The following is a 17,475-nucleotide window of genomic DNA, read 5'->3' as shown; positions in this document are numbered from 1 at the left end:
TTAAGGGTTGCAAAATTATTCTTTTTTTGAAATATTCAGTGGTGTACAGACTATTTAAAAGAAAGTTGTTTCAAAATATAATTTTTGACATCAACTTTCCTCTTCACAGCAAATAATTTTTTCTTCATCATAATATCAAAATCAGCTGACTGAACGCGGAAATTCTCCGTATTGTTTTGTGCCGCTTCCAGCTCAGTTTGATCTCTACGCAATAAATCTTTCAATAAAGCAACCTTTATCTGAGTTTGCTCTGCTTCAGGTTTCTCGTCAAAGTCAGGGTATTTGCCATGAACCAGTTTTTCAAGGAATGCTTTTTCAAATACGATATCCGAGAAGAACTGGAAAGACCTGACCGTCAAATTTGCCTCTCTTGGTTTTCTCGGGGGAAGTTTTCTCCATTCTTCCTGAATTATTTTAGCTCTACCGATGAGTTCATAGGAGGTAGGTTTAGCCGCCAATCCTTTGATTTCCTCTGTCAAGGTATCTATCTTCCTCATTAGCTCCCGAGGGTTCATTTGCGGGCCGGTCTGGAGCGTTCTTTTATATCGGGAGAAAATACGGTTGTTCAATCGGGAGAATTCATCCCAAAGTGGCTGCCTCTTTTCGGCAGGTACCTTGCCTGCTTCTTTCCATTGGCGTTGGATCTTCTTTGAGATATCGAATGCAATTTTGGCGTCAGGGAAATCATGCGCTTCCCTGGCTTGCTCCACCAGCGATTCGTATATTTTGATGTTTTCTTCAGCTTGAAGAGCGAGACCCTCGAAGAAATGTCTTCTGTTTTCAAAGAAATACTGCACCAGTGCATTGAAGGTATTCTCGACTTCTTCCTGATTTTCTTTGTCCACAGGACCGGTCTTGATCCACCGAAGTTTGAGCTCTTTGTAAAACTCAGTGGTTTCTTTCCAGTCAGTATCGTCTTTTCTTTCTTCGGCTTCCAGAATCAACCCTTTTTTTACTTCAAGGTTTTTGGCTCGATTTACCTGAATAATCTCGTTCAAGTACTCCTCTTGTTGGCTTAGGTCGTTGATCAGTGGCTCAAAATCCCCCAATGCATCGGAATGCATAAGAGACTCTCTGAGGTGAATGAGCTTCATCAGGAAAGAACCTTTGTTCTGATTTTCCTGAATATCATTCTTGAGTTTGGCTACTTTTTCTTTGAGTTGTTCAAATCTTTCCTCAAAATATTTGAGTGTAGAGGCCTCATCTTCTTTTACTTCACCGATTACCCTGTCTTCCTGTCCCAAAAAACCCCTCAAATAAACTTTGTTGTCTTTGATATATCCATACGGATGCTCCATTGTTCTACAGTAGGTTAGGTGGCGGTTTTCAAATTTCCGCAAATTAATTAATTCAAAAGCACTTATCCTAAGAAAGCGGTTTTTTTGCCATCTTTGATGCCTAAGTGCAATTTTAAAGTAAAAATATAACGCATGAGTTCAGAAAAAATCATCTTTTCCATGGCAGGAGTTTCAAAAATTTATCCGCCACAGAAAAAAGTCCTCAAAGATATCTACCTCTCATTTTTTTATGGAGCCAAAATCGGAGTCCTTGGTTTGAACGGTTCCGGTAAATCCTCCCTCTTAAAAATAATCGCCGGAATGGATACGGAGTTTCAGGGAGAAGTAGTTTGGTCTCCGGGCTACACTGTAGGCATGCTGGAGCAGGAGCCAAAACTCGATCCTACCAAAACAGTGAAAGAGGTAGTGGAAGAGGCAGTTTCGGAAACAGTCGCCTTGTTGAAGGAATTTGAAGAAATCAATGAGAAATTCATGGATCCTGCACTTATGGAAGATCCTGACGCGATGAATGACTTGATTGAGAAGCAGGGAGTGGTGCAGGAGAAGCTGGATGCAGCCAACGCTTGGGAGCTTGATGTGATGCTGGATAAAGCTATGGATGCGCTTAGACTGCCGCCTAGTGATGCCCTTGTCGCCAATCTTTCCGGTGGTGAAAAGAGACGGGTGGCACTTTGTCGCTTACTTCTCCAAGAGCCGGATGTATTGCTACTCGATGAACCGACCAACCACCTGGATGCTGAATCTGTGCATTGGCTGGAGCAGCACTTGCAGAATTATAAGGGAACCGTAATTGCGGTAACCCACGATAGGTATTTCTTGGATAATGTGGCCGGGTGGATTCTGGAACTGGATCGTGGCGAAGGTATTCCCTGGAAAGGGAATTATTCCTCTTGGCTGGATCAGAAGCAGAATCGGTTAAAGCAGGAAGAGAAAACCGAATCCAAGCGTCAGAAGACTTTGGAAAGAGAGCTGGAATGGATCAGAATGACACCAAAAGCCCGTCAGGCTAAAGGGAAAGCACGTTTGAGTGCCTATGATCGACTGGTAGGAGAGGAATCCAAAGAAAGAGAAGCAAAGCTCGAACTGTTTATCCCTCCGGGACCTCGTCTGGGAGCGAAAGTGATCGAAGTAAATGGGGTTTCGAAAGCCTTTGGAGATAAGCTACTATTCGAAAACTTGACTTTTGCCCTGCCTCAAGGCGGAATTGTCGGTGTGATCGGGCCAAACGGCGCAGGTAAATCCACACTTTTCAAACTGATCACCGGGCAGGAAAAACCTGATGCAGGTAATTTCGAAGTTGGGGAAACGGTACAGTTGGCTTACGTGGATCAAAGCCACGATGCCCTTGATCCGAATAAAACGGTTTATCAGACGATTTCCGAAGGAAATGAACTGATGATGCTGGGCAATAAAGAAGTGAATGCACGTGCTTATGTGAGCAAGTTTAACTTTGGTGGAGGAGATCAGGAGAAAAAAGTGGGTGTGCTTTCCGGTGGGGAGCGCAACAGAGTTCACTTGGCATTGACACTGAAAGAGGGCGGAAATCTATTGCTGCTTGATGAGCCTACCAATGACTTGGACGTGAATACCCTTCGTGCGCTGGAAGAAGCTTTGGAAAACTTCGGTGGCTGTGCAGTGGTCATCTCCCACGACAGATGGTTCTTGGATAGAATCTGTACGCATATCCTGGCATTTGAGGGAGATTCTCAAGTGGTGTGGTTTGAAGGAAACTTCTCCGACTACGAAGAGAATAAAAAGAAACGACTTGGAGATGTAGAGCCGAAGAGGATCCGGTATAAGAATTTGAAGTAACCTTTGAGGTCTTCAAGACCTCGAAGGTTTTACTTTTGATCATAGTTAAGCTGTTGAAGAGCCCATTTAGTTAGTTGATACTAGGTGGGCTTTTTTCTGAAAGTCTAAAATAGTTCCCGCAGAATTTCGCAGATAAAGACGCAGATCAGCGCGGATTACACGAAAAGGAAGTTTTTCTTTCATTTCCGTTTGTGAAACCCTAGTTCATGAATGTTTTTTATGTAAGGGATTAGTTGTCGCTAGCCCTTATGATACGCTTTTTATTTCCCGGAAGGCTAAGACTCAATGTAGGACCAAGGAGGTACTTGCAAACCGGCGATCAAGCCGAACTTCATGAGTATGAAAAGGACTATCAGTGCTATTATATTTATAAGTTGAGGGAGAAGGGCTTAAGTTGATTGATAAATTGGGCTTATGGGTTTTTTTGAAATTTTAAGAAAAAATTGACGGTTGTTTTTCGGGTATTTTAAAAATTATATTTTAAAGATATCTCGAAAAGCAGTGGTTGGAGAAATTACATTTTGATATTACTTGTTTTTGTTATTTTTTGAATTAATCCAAGATTTAATTGAACTAAGCTATTATTGTTTTTTTAAATCAGATTTTAATTATTGTTCTTAATTCTTCTTTTTCCATAACCGGTTTTTATGAGAATACTTTTACTGCTTGTCTTTTATTCGCTCAGTTTATTCCTGATTTCCTACTTTTTGCTGGATGTGGAAGGGATGGTGCTCAATGCTTTTGCGGAGCAAACCGAGATGGAGATTCCGGAGAATGTCTTGTTGGATGCGCTGGAGGATATGCGCTATTGGAATAAATTCAGCGTGTTGTTTACCTTTTTGCTTTTGCTCGTGAAGTGTTGCTTAATAGCACTAATTCTGTATGCTGGGCTTTTCTTTGCCAACCTTCATAAGGGAGCCAATTTAGCCGGACTTTTCAAAGTGGCAGTTTTCGCAGAGAGCATCTTGGTGATTGCAGGGTTGGTTAAAGTTGTAATTGTATCTGCCGGAGATTTTACTTACAATGAGTTTGCTGTATTCTATCCTCTTTCTGTTTTGGGACTTTTTGATCTCGGTGAACTCAATAGCTTACTGATCTATCCTCTTCAATTGGTCAATCTTTTTGAGTTGGCTTATTGCTTCTTGCTGGTGTATTTTTTCAAGCAGGAAGTAGTGCTTCCCTGGGGTGACAGTGCCAAAGTGGTACTTACATCATATTTATTTACCTTGATTTTCTGGCTGGTTTTGATCCTCTTTTTAACGCTCAACTTCACTTAATAATTTTTAAAGCTATGCGTAAAATTATCTTGTTATTTCTTACTCTGATTCTAGTTTCGGCGATTGCCTACTTGGGGTATTCAATTTTGAAAAAAGACAAACAAAAAGGAATAATCCAAGAACAGATCTCTCAAATTCCTGATTTCACGCTGAAAGATACAGAGGGTAATTTCCACTCGTTGGAAAAACGAGCCGCGGATAGAGCTACCCTTTTGATGTATTTTAACTCTAGCTGTGAAATCTGCCAGATGGAATTGAGCTCAATATCCAAACGGATCACAGAATTTGAAGCGTACAATTTAATTTTTGTGACAGTTGAACCCCTGGAAGAAATCTTGGGATTTATTAAAGAATTGGGATTGGGTAGCAGTGAAAATGTACATTTTTTAATTGATTCGGAAATGGAGGTAGCAGGTTATTATGGGGTCAAAGGTGTTCCTGCTTTGTTTTTATACAACAGTGCAGGTAGTCTTGTAGAGAATTATACCGGTCCTTTGAAGATTGATCTGATTCTTGAAAAACTTAACCAAGGAAGGGAGACCACACCATGATTTTTTCTCCAAAAAAGCTTAAGAAATATCATGTAGCTCAGTTGGGGGAATATGCCTGCGGCTTAGCTTGTCTCTGTACGATTTCGAATTATTATGGAGCTGAATTTTCCCAGGAAAAACTCAGGGATATTAGCGGAACTACCCAAAGTGGTACGACCTTACTTGGATTGATCCAAGCTGCGCAAAAGATTGGGTACGAAGCTAAAGGATTTGAGGCTGAAAAACATCATCTGGCAGAACTATCCGGTCCGGCTATTTTGCATGTGGTTCAAGACCAAAACTGGGAACATTACATTGTCTATTTTGGGTTTGCTGAGGAAAAACACTGGGTAAGTGATCCGGGTGTAGGAATTTTAGGACTAACAGATTCCGAACTGGCGGAACAATGGAAATCGGGGATATTGCTTCGGCTTGAACCTACTGAATCGTTTCAAAAGAAAACTGCTTTGTCCCAAGCCAAAAGGGGCTGGTTTGTGTCGCTGATCAAAGAAGATATACCAATTTTAGTAGTGGCCACTGTCTTAGGTGGCTTGATGGCTATCACGGGTCTTTCTACTGCCATTTTTTCCCAGCGGCTGATTGATGATTTTTTACCTAATCAGGCTTATGAGAAAGCCCTGTTCGGAGTCATTGCGCTTTGCGTTCTCTTGGGGTTTCGGGCAGTTTTGGGATATGTCCAAGGTGTTTTTATGGCGAGGCAGGGGCGGGATCTGAACGTGCGGATAGTGTCCTCTTTTATACAGCGGATTTTGAAATTGCCGATGAGCTACTTTAGAGGGTATAGCACAGGGGATTTGATTGCGAGAATGAACGATTCTTTGAGGATAAGAAATACCGTCTCGCTAATTACGGGAACAGTGATTATCAATCTACTTGTGGTGATCGTTTCCCTTGCATTTGTGTTTTACCAATCCTTGTTGATAGGCTGGATTTGTCTGGGTGGTGTATTGAGCTTTTTGATTGCAGGTTGGAGATATAATGGTCCAATTTTGGCAAAGCAAAAAGAAGTCATGGCTGCACACGCTCAGAACGAAAGCCAATACGTGGATAGTCTGACGGGGATGCATGTACTGAGATCCTACGGAAAGGAAGCAGAATATCAGCATCGGATCGAGCAAGTCTATGGCATATATCAGAGCAAAGGCTACGAACTGGCGATCATTGGTAACAGCTTTTCTTTTTGGACACAGTTGATCGTGGCAATCTTTCTCAGCTTGCTGTTCGGTACCGGGGTTTATCTGATTTTTGATGGAGAGTTACTTTTAGGTGAATTGATGGCATTGATTTCCGTAGGCAGTACGACCATTCCGGCAGTAGCAGGGTTGGTGGTCGCCAATATACAGTTTCAGGAGGCCAAGGTGGCTTTTGACCGGCTTTTTGAAATTGCAGGTTTGGAAACCGAGACCGAGGAAAATTTAAATGTCGAAAAGGGAAATTCCGCAAAAGCTCCTTTACTTGAATTGGATGAAGTAAGTTTTCGATATCCGGGTAGAAGCCAAATTCTAAAGGAGGTGAGCTTTCTTATCCAGCCTGGAGAACATATTTCGCTATTTGCTCCGGTTGGAACAGGGAAGAGTACCGTGGTGGATTTGATTCAGCGGTTTTATAGTCCTGAGTCGGGAGAGATCAAATTGAACGGCTATCCTGCTAGTGAGTATTCCTTGTCCCAATGGCGAAGTACACTGGGCGTAGTCAATCAAAAGGAGAAAATATTCAATTCCACGGTCTTTGATAATATCGCAATGAGTAGCGATCCGAAAGAGCTAGAGCGGATTGCTAAGGTAGGTGAAGAGTTGGGGGTTTGGGGGCTTTTTCTAGGATTGCCACAAGGCGTGATGAGCCTTTGTGGAGAGGATGGACGAAACCTCTCCGGTGGGCAGCGTCAGCTGGTGGGGATAGTACGGGCACTTGTCAGACAGCCAAAGATCCTGATTCTCGATGAGGCTACCGCAGCCATGGATTTTGAGTTGGAAGATCAGTTGCTCGGATTGCTTAGAAAATATATCCGCCAGAGAAAAGCCGGCCTGCTGTTGATTACCCATCAACCGACATTAGCAGCCAGAGCAGATAGAATCCTTCTGTTGAAAGAAGGAAGGATTATCCATTCAGGAAGGCATGAAGAACTCATGCACAATGAAAATGCCTACAGCAGAGCGATCAACCAACTACTTCAACCAAACAGCTAAGATTATGGGAGGATTGAAATACTACGAACGGACGAAGTTGCTTATAGAGCTGATTGAAAAGGAGAAGACTGGGAGTCCGAAAGAACTGGCCAGCAAACTGGGTTTGAAGGAGCGTATGATATATATTCTACTGGATGACCTGCGTCTTACCTTAAATAAGGAAATTAGTTATAGTAAAGAGAAAAAAAGCTATTTTTTTAATAAGAAAAGTGATTGACTGCAAGGAAATTGCAGTGGATTGGATTTAAGTTTAGGTATTAGTTAATCAAATTTCTAACTTTAAACAACAAGAACTATGAAAGAGTTAAGTATTGGAAAAATGGAAATGGTGAGCGGGGGGAGTATGCCGGGATGTATTGGAATGGTGGCTGGAGGAATAGGAATTGCGGCATTAATCATTGCAACTCCAGCAACAGGAGGACTAAGTTTAGCAGCAACAGGTTGGCTGATGACACAGGCAATGGCTGCGGGAATAGGCACTGGCTTATCTGCGGGAGACTGCTTTTTTAATTGATTCAGACTTCTAGACAAATAAAAAATATAAATTAAAATGAAACGTTTGATATTTAATTGTGTTATGCTGGGGTTTTCTACAGGTTTCCTGATTTATCTTTTTTGGAAAAATGATTTCCTGATTACGTCGACCTCCGATGAATTCATATCAATATTGGCTTTTGTTTTTCTGTCTATTAGTTTTTTTGCAGGAACTATGTTTTCGTACTTCCAAATTAAGAACGGATTCAAATAAGTCCCTTTTGTGGGCAAAGATGAATCTTAAAAAGTGTGGTGGGCTTTGACCGAAAGCTTGCCTTTGTTATGATTTTCAGGGTTTAACTGCCATCTCTAGGTGTAATTTAATGTCAGTTTGGTCTGGGTGGAATTTGTAATTCCACCCTCATATCTTCACCAATTTTTAATTGGCTTTGTTTGGTATCAAGAGTTTCCAAAGGTGGTGTTAGGTTTTTGGAAATGCCCTTACACTTTTTAGCAGTTCGGTAATGAGATTTTAGTTTGCTGCTCCGGTCTCTTTTTCCTTATGATGAAATGGGGATTTTATGTCCTACTAAATTTTAGTAGATTGGCTAAAAATATAATCAAATGAAGGTTCTTTCTCTTTCGTTTTGCCTGCTGGGACTCTTGATTTCCTGTGGGGAAAAATCAGCCACACGTATTTTCTGACCGTGAATTTGAACTGGTAAAAGTAGACTCGTTGGTCATAGATATTCTGGAGCCTGTACGTGTGCTTGATTACCATCATGAAAAGGAACTATACCTGCTGGTGAAACAAGTCAGTATGGATGGGCATTATTTTGTGGTCAATAAATTGGGAGAGGTTTTGGCTGAAAATAAACTCTCGGAGGGACCTGATGCCTTTGGGCTAGTGCTGGTAAGGGCAGGGTTTGTAGAAGATGAGATTCTATTTATTTCTGAGGGGGAAGCCTTTGTCTACGATTTGAATCTGAAGCAGAAAAGGCGGTTTCCTTTTGCACAGGGAGTACGGGCCCGGTTGGTGCACTTTTCACTGGATAATCTCAGTACGTTCAGGTCTGCTGATGGGAAATTAAGTGCAGTGGCCAATCTGAATGATGGGTATTTGCAGCCCTATCCGGTGGATTACTACGACACGCTTACCCTAGTCCATCTGATGGATATTCAGACTGGGGAGGTGAAGAAGGGAGGGAAGTTGGATGAGAACAGCAAGTTTAGGTCAGGGCAGTTCTATCCTTCTATGGATAAGCTTGTGTTTTTCTCAGATTCCAAGTCCCGTTACATTTCAACTATTTTGTACGGAGATGCTACGTTGTATCAGTTAGACCCAAACGACGGTTTTAAAACAGTCAACAAAATAAAGTTGGATCGTATCAAACCTGATCAACTGATTGACATTCCAATGACTGATGCATCTTACACCACGGTAAAAGAATACCGGACACAGAACCATGTCATGGGGGGAGCATTTGATGAAATGGTGGGCTATGGAGATGAAATGCTTATAGGCTACAGAACAGGAGCGGATCCCAATCTGGTTTTCGAAAATCCGGATGAAGAACAATATAAGGCAGAGGCGGCTTCAAAGAAGCGATTTTTCTACTATATCAAGGACGGAAAGCAATTGGGCAAACCGATACAATGGACATTTCCCGGAAGGCTAAAACTCAATGTAGGGCCAAGGAGGTACTTGCAAACCGGCGATCAAGCCGAACTTCATGACTATGAAAAGGACTATCAGTGCTATTATATTTTTGAGTTGAGAGAGGAGAGCTAGTGCTCTAAATTTTTTCATTTCGATTTTCGTTACTGGTCTATCCCCAGGCAAGGCTCTTATTATAAATTAATTATCTTTTGGCACTTGAAATTTGAAAATAGTTAATCATCGAAGCTTATGGGGAAATCAGGCGGTCAGGATTTTGACAGAATCAGTAAGTACTATCATCAAACTGACAAAGCAGGTTTCTATCAAGATATTTCTTCCAAGCTTTGGAATGATCTGGGGATGGATGAGGTTTTTTTCAGGATCGATCACACCCTAACCAAGTATGGGCAGCAGTACCTGTATTCCTCGCTTCGATTGGTAAAGCAGGGACCTTTAGTAGATAAGAGCTTAGAATCCACGATTGAGGTATTTAAGAAAAGTCCGGGCTTTGAATCATTTTTGACAAGTAAGCTAGAAGGTCTAGCTAAGAATGATTCCTATTTTCTGTGTAATGTTTTTCAACGAGAGACAGCGAAACCCCCCTGGTTTATCATCTTATTTTACATCCTATCGGGGCTTTCTGTTATTTGCGTGATCTCGTCATTTTTCATGCAATGGATGGTTTTACCGGCGATACTGGTGATCACCTGCAATTTCTTTATCCATTATTGGAGCAAACTGACCGTTTCTCTTGAGTCAAGGACATTTGGCCAGCTAGGAGAAATGTTAGCTATATCGCAGATCATTCTGAAAGAATCAAAAAAACAAGAAATCTTCTTGCCGACACAGCCCGAAATCGAAAAAGTAGGATCACTCATCTTCAAGGCATCCGTGCTTAAACCTAGGATGAAAGGGTTTGGGGAACTGGCCGAATTGGTTGGCTATATAACTGAATTAATCAAAGCCGCTTTTCTGATCGAAACTCTTCTTTATTATTCAATTCTGAATGAAATTAGAGAGAAGCGAAGTGTGATAGAAGAGAATTTTGATTACGTTGCCTATTTGGATTTTGCACTATCCATTTCGAATCTTCGGAACTCAGATCCATCGATCACTTTACCTAAAGAGAGCGATTCGCAGGAAATAGTTGGCAAGGGGATGGCTCATCCCTTACTTTCAGATGCTATTCGAAATTCTATTCGTATTGACAGAAATGGCGTTTTGATCACCGGAGCAAATATGTCAGGAAAAAGCACCTTCCTTCGGATTATTGGTTTGAATTGCCTTTTGGCGCAGACCATTAATTCTGTCTTTGCGGAGAGTATGACAACTCCCAAGCTGCGTATTTATTCTTCCATCCAGACCGTTGATGCCCTGGAAAGTGACAAAAGTTATTTCTACAGTGAGGCAGAGACAATGAAACAAATGCTTTCAGTCCAAAAAGGGGATAGTTTCAACTTGCTGTTGATCGATGAGATTTTCAAAGGGACAAATAGTCGGGAGCGACTAGTGATTTCTTCAGAAGTCCTAAAACAACTTGCCAAAGAGAATTCTATAGTGATTGCCACGACCCATGATTTGGAGTTGGTTTATGGAGTACCGGATTTTATGTTTTTCTATTTTACCGGAGAAGACATAGCCGGTAAGTATCAATACGATTTCCTGCTCAGGACAGGAGTTTTGCAGAGTACCAATGCTGTTTTCGTGCTGAGGGATATGGGATATCCAGAAGAGGTTTTGGATAGAATAAAAGGGAAGTTGTCCTGAAAGAAGGAAGCTGCCTAAGAAAAATGAAATCAGATGCTACAGTAAAATCTTACGCATTGTAAATGAGTTAATTGTTTGATAGTCATTTTTTTGCTGAAAAAAGTTTAATGGAGAATTATACCAATTGCTTGTGTCTTCCCGTCAGACAGGTTCCGAGCGCTCAGCTTAAAGGTTGTTGGGGATTCTGGGGTCGCACTACTTCTTTAGCTTCAGCACGGTGATTCTTCTTTGGCCTCCTTGCTAGGCCATGCAATATAGCCCCCAGCCGGGTGTCGCCTAGACGAATATCGTGCGTTATTCCATTGCTTTCTTAAAGGAAAGTTAATCCAATTCTCTTATTCAGACCTTGTTCGAAAATCCGGATCAATGTAGACAACTGGATATTTCCTTTTCCATTTTCAAGTTTTGAGATATAACTTTTCTTTGTCCCCGCCCTTTCCGCCAATTGTTCCTGGGTGAGGTTTGCTTCCTTTCTAGCTCCTTTCAGCATTTCACTTATGATGAATAACTGGACATTTTCTTCATATTTATTTCTGCTTTCACTTCCAATTTTTCCGTGTTCCAGTTCAATCAGTTCATCGAATGTTTTGACTTTGCTATAATCTTTCATGATCTTATTTTTTTGATTGAAAATATTCCTTCATTAACCTCTCCGCTTTCTCTATTTCATTCTTTGGGGTCTTTTGACTCTTCTTTTGAAAACCGTTGAAAAGGACAACTAGTCTTCCTTCATCAAAGCAGCAGAAAATCCTATAAATGTTTGAATGGTGTTCTATTCTAACTTCAAACAAACCTTTAGTTCCTTCAAGATGTTTGAGAAACTTTTCCGGCACCTTTTCCACTTGCTTGATCAGTTCAAAAACGTATTGAATCTTGTTTTTAACCTTATCATTCTGGTTTTGATAAAATTCAATAAAGTGGTTTTCATAAAAAATTATGTTTCTTAACATATTTACAAAGTTATCTCAAAAGATAACATTTTCCAAAACTGTGGTTTTTTTAAGCACTCTGACTTATCTGTACCAGATCCCTATCCGCAAAAATCAGAGGTTCTCCCCCTCTGGGTGAAGTCAAATGTCAAGTTGGACTGGGTGGGATTTGTAATTCCACCCTCATATCTTTACCAATTTGGAATTGGCTTTTGTTAGCCTATGACAAGTATTTTTTTAATATAAACTAATTTCTCAAAAACACCCTCCAGCCAACACTATTACTTCTTCTTCAGCGTCAACACAGTAATCTCAGGCCAAATCCCAACCCTGCCTGGAAAGGCCAAAAATCCAAATCCACGGTTTACATGTAAGTAGCGGCCTAGTTCTTCGTACAATCCCGCCCATTTCGGATAGCGAAGGGAGGCAGGGCTCCATTTGATAAAGCCCGGAATCTCTATTCCAAACTGCATTCCATGGGTATGGCCACTCAGGGTCAGGTGGATGAGTTGGGAGAATTTTTTCACCTCTTCGTCAAAGTGAGAAGGATCGTGGCTCATCAATATTTTAAAGCTTTGATCGCTGAGGTTTACAGCAGCTTTCTTCAGATCTCCATATTGCCCAAATCCCTTTCCCCAATTCTCCACGCCAATCAGGTCTATGCTAGCTCCGGATTTTATGATTTTTACATGTTCGTTGCGTAGGAGGGTAAATCCTAATTCTTCCTGTATTTCATATAGACGCTGCAGATTCGCTTCTTTTGCCTCCTTACTAGGCCAAGATATATAATCCCCATAGTCATGGTTTCCTAAAATGGAATACTTTCCCATGGGAGCTTTCAGCTTTTTGAAAGTATCTATCCAAGGCTCCATTTCTTTCGCATGGTTGTTGACCAAATCACCTGTAAATAGGATGACGTCGGATTTTTGCTGATTGATCAGGTCAATGCCGTATTCCAGTTTCTTTTTATTGTCAAAACTTCCGGAATGAATGTCTGAAATCTGCGTGATGGTAAAACCATCAAATTCCTGCGGGAGATCATCAAACTCCAGCGTATGATTGACTACACGATAGCGGTATTTGCCTACCAGAACCCCGTGCAGGATTCCCAGAAATGGAACTGCGGATAGTGCTAAGGCGGCTTGGCTGACAAATTTTCTGCGATCCGGAAGAAAATCGCCTTCCTGATTGCCGGCAACAGAATAAAATATTCCTGTAAGAAAACGTAAGATATCTTCTCCAAACATAAAGCCCAGAACGATGAGTTTTGGGATCAATGACAAAACCAATAGGGAGATCATTCTTCCGAAGTTCAGGCCGAGATTACCCCTGCTGAAGGTCAGAAATCCATAGGTTACAAAGAGATAAACGAAAAAAGAAAAGATCCAAAATCCGATCTTAATCCAGTTTTGCTCGGGAAATACGGTTTTAAAAGCCTGATAAGAATACCAATCGATAAGAAATACGAAGATTATGAGTAGAAGAATGCGTATCAATAGCGAAATATTTTTTTAAAGGAGGGAATATAAGGGGAAAGTAAGGGTATTTTTATTGGATTTTTGGTACAAAGTCAGGGCATTTTTCAACAAATCTTGTAACAAAGTAAAGGCAAATTAAATTTGGTGATCTTTTATCCTAGATAGAAAAATTTAGTATTTCGATGCAATGAGATACTTTCATTTCTCTTTTTTGTTTCTTTGTGCCTGAAATAGTTGGAAGTCACCTAACAAACCTATGAGACAGTTACTCCTCAGGCCCGGAGCGGAAGAATTATCGTATGAAATTCGTGGAATCGTCAAGAAAGCACGTCAGGTAGAAGCATTGGGCTATACGATGACTTGGGAGAACATCGGCGATCCTATCCAAAAGAGCAACCATGTGCCAGACTGGATGAAGGAGATCATCGCCGATCTGCTGAAAGAAGATAAGACTTACGGATATGCGGATTCTAAAGGCGTGCTGGAAACGCGTAAGTTTCTTGCTGAGCTTACCAATAAAAGAGGTGGGGCACAGATCACAGCAGAAGACATTTTATTCTTTAATGGACTTGGTGATGCCATCGCCAAACTATACCAGTTTTTGATTCCTACGGCTAGGATTATCGGTCCTTCTCCTGCCTATAGCACGCATAGTTCCGCCGAAGCAGCCCATGCGAATTCTGCGCCGATCACTTACAAGCTTGATCCGGACAATCAATGGCTGCCGGATATGGAGGACTTGTATTTGAAAGTCCGGTACAATCCGTCCATAGTCGGCATCTTGATTATCAATCCTGATAATCCTACAGGAATGGTGTACCCAAAAGAGGTGTTGGAGGCTTTTGTTAAAATTGCGGAAGAGTTTAATCTACTACTCATCACCGATGAGATCTATCAAAATATCACGTATAACGGAATAACTGCAGTTCCATTGGCAGATGTAATCGGCGATAGACCTGCGATTTCCCTGAAGGGGATTTCCAAGGAGTTTCCTTGGCCGGGATCGCGATGCGGCTGGATGGAATTTTACAACAGGGAATCTTCCAAAGAGTTTTCGAAGCTTTGCCAGACGCTGGAAAATGCAAAAATGATCGAGGTTTGCTCTACTATTTTGCCTCAGCTGGCTATACCTAGAATCATGAAGCACCCAGCTTACTTTAAGTATAGAGAAGAAGCAAATGCTCAGATCGGAAAACGAAGCGACTGGATGCGGGAGATTTTGGGTGATATTCCGGGAATCAAGTTTAATCCCACACAAGGAGCTTTTTATAATACCATAGTATTTGAAGAAGGCGTATTGAAGCAGGATCAGTTTCTTCCTATAGAAGATGAGAAACTGAAAGGGTTGTTGGATTCATGGTTGGAGGAAAAGGACATGCCTTTAGACAAGCGCTTTGTCTATAATTTATTGGCTGCCGAGCAGATTTGCGTGGTGCCTATTTCTTCCTTCTGTTCAGATCTGAGGGGATTCCGTGTGACACTTTTGGAGGAAAATGAAGAAGTGTTTAAGAATACGTTTAGAAGGCTGGGAAGGGCGATTTCTATATATTTGGAATCGGTGGAAGTTGATGCTTAGTGTTCAGTCGCAGTTTTCAGGTAATTGGCGCAAGTCTTCAGACTTGTGCCAACTATCTTAGGCATCTGGTTCAAGGTCTTCAGACCTGCCTGCAGCAGGCAGGCTTGGACCCAAAGTATTGCAGTCTTCAGACTGTCTTTCTGTGATCATAAATTTTATGGAACCATAGCAGTCTAAAGACTTCATTATAATGGGTCCAAGTCATGAGACTTGAACCAAATTGTTCTGCGACTGAATCCTGCCCACTGCGACTGAAAACTGCCCACTAATTATCATGTCCCCTCACCTTAATCTTTGCATCCGGGATGATGATTTCTTCTTCTAAAGGTTTTTTAGGAAAAACTGACAGATCAGGCTGACCGGCATTAACCCAGGCGGTAAACCAAAAATCTGCAATCATTTTGATGGATTTCTTCATTTGCCGTTCTATTTGCCCGTCTAGTGCAAGGGCATAAGCCTCCGTAAATTCCCGGGAATACACGCGTACCGTCAGGTTGTTTCGCTCTTCGTAGCTGTATTTTTGATCAGGAGAGAAGTTTTTCGTCAATTCCTTTTCTATAGACAAAACACTATCCACCTGTGCATGCGCTGCCGCTACAGCATCCCAGATTGCCAGTTGAGGCCTCTCCACATACTCAGCCTGACCTACCCATAGCGGATAGTCCTTTGCCTGGAGCTCCGGAACACGGCTTTCCCAGAAACCGTGAATACCGATTTGATCGGTCAGCTGACCATTGTAATTTACCGTGGTGTGTAGGGGAACATTTAGGTCGGCTATATAATGACCCAAGTCAGCAGAGAGTCTCAAAATAGCTGCCGAGTTTTTTGATTCGAAGGCTTTTGTAAGGTTGAGAAAAGTGGAATAAGCCGCCCAAGGCCCGATTCCATTTGCTCTTAAACTATCTTCAGAAAATTTTTCCACTGCTTCATTCCAGTATTTTGGTAAAATTAGCAATGCTGAGTCCCCATAATAATCTAAGTCTATGAAGTGCTTTTCGGCTTCGCCCTTGACGGCATATCTTCTTCGGTCAGGGTTAACTGCGTTTTCAGTAATGTATTGAATTTGAGGTTTATAAAATCCAATCATTTCCTCGGGAAGTGAAAAGACAGCGAGGCGATTTATCAAAGCATGGGCATAGAAACCCCAAGCATCAGTGGTCTCGGGACCAAAAAAAGGCCAAAATATATAGATTAGAAAAATCTTCATACTTAAAAATAATCAAAATCTTTGTCAGGTAAATGCTTGGATAAAAGGTATATTTGCACAAATAAAGGGGGGTGAGGCCAAATTATTGAATTGAAAGAAGACTGAGTACTATAGGAATGTTTAAAATTCCTTTGGCAGTATTAATAAATTACAATAACTTTGCACTCCGATTCGGAATAGGGACACGTAAAGAAATTCAATTAATATCAAGATATGGCAAATCACAAATCAGCTCTGAAGAGAATTCGTGCAAACGAAGCTAAGCGTTTGAGAAACAGATATCAGGCTAAAACAACTAGAACTTTCATCAAAAGATTGAAAGCAAGTACTGATAAAGTAGAGGCTTCTGAGCTTTACAAAAAAGTATCTTCTATGTTGGATAAGTTGGCTAAGAAGAATGTGATTCACAAGAACAACGCAAGTAACAAAAAATCAAGATTGGCTAAGTTCGTTTCCGCACTAGGTTAATCTTCCAAGATTTTATTTCTCTAAAACCCTGCTTGCCAGGGTTTTTTTTATGCCCTGAAGTAATTAAATTCATAGCTCACTTTTTTGTTGGACATTATGGATACTTACTCTTCTATCAAAATTTCCCAGCTCGCAGAAGAAGACCGTCCACGCGAAAAACTTCTCCTCAAAGGTAAATCAGCCCTGACTGATGCAGAGTTGATTGCGATTTTGATCGGATCCGGTACTCCCTCAGTGAGTGCGGTGGATCTTTCCAAGCATATTCTTGCCGACGTAAATTATGACCTGAGAGCCCTCGCAAAACTCTCCATTCAGGATCTGAAAAAATTCAAGGGGATAGGGGAAGCCAAGGCTATCTCCATCATTGCCGCCATGGAACTGGGAAGAAGAAGGAAGGATTCTGAGCCTGTCACGAAACCAAGGATCACCTCGTCTCTGGATATTTATGAGCTGATGAGACCGGACTTGCTGGACGAGCAGATAGAACATTTTTATCTGATCCTGCTGAATCGGGGAAATCAGGTCATTAAAAAACAGTTGATTTCTCAGGGAGGTACCGCCGGGACTATCGTAGATATCAAGATAGTTTTCAAGCTTGCTCTTGAGCATCTGGCTCAGTCAATCATCCTCGTCCATAATCATCCAAGTGGCAACCTGGGGCCTTCGGACCAAGACAAGCGGCTTACTCAGCGATTGGTCAAAATAGGCAGGGAATTGGATTTACCCGTGCTGGATCATGTGATTTTTACAGATGTTGGCTACTTTAGCTTCGCCGATGACGGCATACTCTGA

The 17,475-nt window shown here is 41.5% G+C and carries 16 protein-coding genes; 11 read left to right on the top strand and 5 right to left on the bottom strand.

Translation table 11 applies throughout. The features are described from left to right. Window positions 1–50: 50 nt before the first annotated feature. A complete protein-coding gene (locus J2X69_RS06660; protein WP_310100454.1) occupies window positions 51–1,298 on the bottom strand; it encodes a DUF349 domain-containing protein in 1,248 nt (415 codons plus the stop codon). Between the two features lie 132 nt (window positions 1,299–1,430). Here J2X69_RS06660 and ettA point away from each other — a divergent pair, with 132 nt between their 5' ends. From ettA to J2X69_RS06620, 8 genes are all read left to right on the top strand, one after another. Further along, window positions 1,431–3,110 carry an energy-dependent translational throttle protein EttA gene (gene ettA, locus J2X69_RS06655; protein ID WP_310100452.1) on the top strand — a complete coding sequence of 560 codons (1,680 nt, stop codon included), beginning with the start codon at window positions 1,431–1,433 and terminating at the stop codon, window positions 3,108–3,110. Between the two features lie 647 nt (window positions 3,111–3,757). Next, entirely contained in the window at window positions 3,758–4,387 is a 630-nt protein-coding gene (locus J2X69_RS06650; protein ID WP_310100450.1) for a hypothetical protein, read from the top strand. Between the two features lie 14 nt (window positions 4,388–4,401). After that, window positions 4,402–4,938 (top strand): TlpA disulfide reductase family protein, encoded by a 537-nt coding sequence (locus J2X69_RS06645; RefSeq protein WP_310100448.1) that lies wholly within the window; start codon window positions 4,402–4,404, stop codon window positions 4,936–4,938. Continuing rightward, a complete protein-coding gene (locus tag J2X69_RS06640; RefSeq protein ID WP_310100445.1) occupies window positions 4,935–7,124 on the top strand; it encodes a peptidase domain-containing ABC transporter in 2,190 nt (729 codons plus the stop codon). The genes J2X69_RS06645 and J2X69_RS06640 overlap by 4 nt, the downstream gene beginning before the upstream one ends. 4 nt (window positions 7,125–7,128) lie before the next feature. Continuing rightward, window positions 7,129–7,341, top strand: a complete 213-nt coding sequence (locus J2X69_RS06635; RefSeq protein ID WP_310100442.1) for a hypothetical protein — start codon at window positions 7,129–7,131, stop codon at window positions 7,339–7,341. A gap of 78 nt (window positions 7,342–7,419) precedes the next feature. Next, complete coding sequence (locus J2X69_RS06630; RefSeq protein ID WP_310100439.1) at window positions 7,420–7,638, top strand: hypothetical protein; 219 nt, start codon at window positions 7,420–7,422, stop codon at window positions 7,636–7,638. Between the two features lie 633 nt (window positions 7,639–8,271). Then, the gene (locus tag J2X69_RS06625; protein ID WP_310100435.1) at window positions 8,272–9,390 is read left to right on the top strand and encodes a hypothetical protein; all 1,119 of its coding nucleotides are present in this window, start codon (window positions 8,272–8,274) and stop codon (window positions 9,388–9,390) included. A 117-nt stretch (window positions 9,391–9,507) separates the two neighbouring features. After that, the gene (locus J2X69_RS06620; protein WP_310100431.1) at window positions 9,508–11,025 is read left to right on the top strand and encodes a MutS-related protein; all 1,518 of its coding nucleotides are present in this window, start codon (window positions 9,508–9,510) and stop codon (window positions 11,023–11,025) included. Between the two features lie 310 nt (window positions 11,026–11,335). Here J2X69_RS06620 and J2X69_RS06615 read toward each other — a convergent pair whose 3' ends face one another. The 3 genes from J2X69_RS06615 to J2X69_RS06605 all read right to left on the bottom strand — a co-directional run bounded on the left by J2X69_RS06615 (window position 11,336) and on the right by J2X69_RS06605 (window position 13,450). Then, window positions 11,336–11,635: a helix-turn-helix transcriptional regulator gene (locus J2X69_RS06615; protein WP_310100429.1), complete on the bottom strand. Its 300-nt coding sequence runs from the start codon at window positions 11,633–11,635 to the stop codon at window positions 11,336–11,338. 4 nt (window positions 11,636–11,639) lie between these two features. Beyond that, window positions 11,640–11,975, bottom strand: coding sequence for a type II toxin-antitoxin system RelE/ParE family toxin (locus tag J2X69_RS06610; RefSeq protein ID WP_310100427.1), 336 nt, complete (start codon window positions 11,973–11,975; stop codon window positions 11,640–11,642). Window positions 11,976–12,235: 260 nt separating this feature from the next. Further along, on the bottom strand, window positions 12,236–13,450 hold the full coding sequence (locus J2X69_RS06605) for a metallophosphoesterase (protein WP_310100424.1): 1,215 nt from the start codon (window positions 13,448–13,450) through the stop codon (window positions 12,236–12,238). A gap of 238 nt (window positions 13,451–13,688) precedes the next feature. Here J2X69_RS06605 and J2X69_RS06600 point away from each other — a divergent pair, with 238 nt between their 5' ends. After that, on the top strand, window positions 13,689–15,008 hold the full coding sequence (locus tag J2X69_RS06600) for a pyridoxal phosphate-dependent aminotransferase (protein ID WP_310100421.1): 1,320 nt from the start codon (window positions 13,689–13,691) through the stop codon (window positions 15,006–15,008). A gap of 265 nt (window positions 15,009–15,273) precedes the next feature. Here the strand turns inward: J2X69_RS06600 and J2X69_RS06595 are convergent, their stop codons facing one another. Next, entirely contained in the window at window positions 15,274–16,215 is a 942-nt protein-coding gene (locus tag J2X69_RS06595) for a zinc dependent phospholipase C family protein (RefSeq protein WP_310100418.1), read from the bottom strand. A gap of 213 nt (window positions 16,216–16,428) precedes the next feature. Between J2X69_RS06595 and rpsT the strand changes: the two genes are divergently transcribed. Both rpsT and radC read left to right on the top strand, forming a co-directional pair. Beyond that, a complete protein-coding gene (rpsT, locus tag J2X69_RS06590; RefSeq protein WP_310100415.1) occupies window positions 16,429–16,683 on the top strand; it encodes a 30S ribosomal protein S20 in 255 nt (84 codons plus the stop codon). A 96-nt stretch (window positions 16,684–16,779) separates the two neighbouring features. After that, window positions 16,780–17,475, top strand: a complete 696-nt coding sequence (radC, locus tag J2X69_RS06585; protein WP_310100412.1) for a RadC family protein — start codon at window positions 16,780–16,782, stop codon at window positions 17,473–17,475.

The organism is Algoriphagus sp. 4150, from assembly GCF_031457395.1.
GTDB lineage: Bacteria > Bacteroidota > Bacteroidia > Cytophagales > Cyclobacteriaceae > Algoriphagus.
The sequence above is the reverse complement of the archived record's forward strand: the minus strand, read 5'-3'. Positions and strand labels throughout refer to the sequence as shown.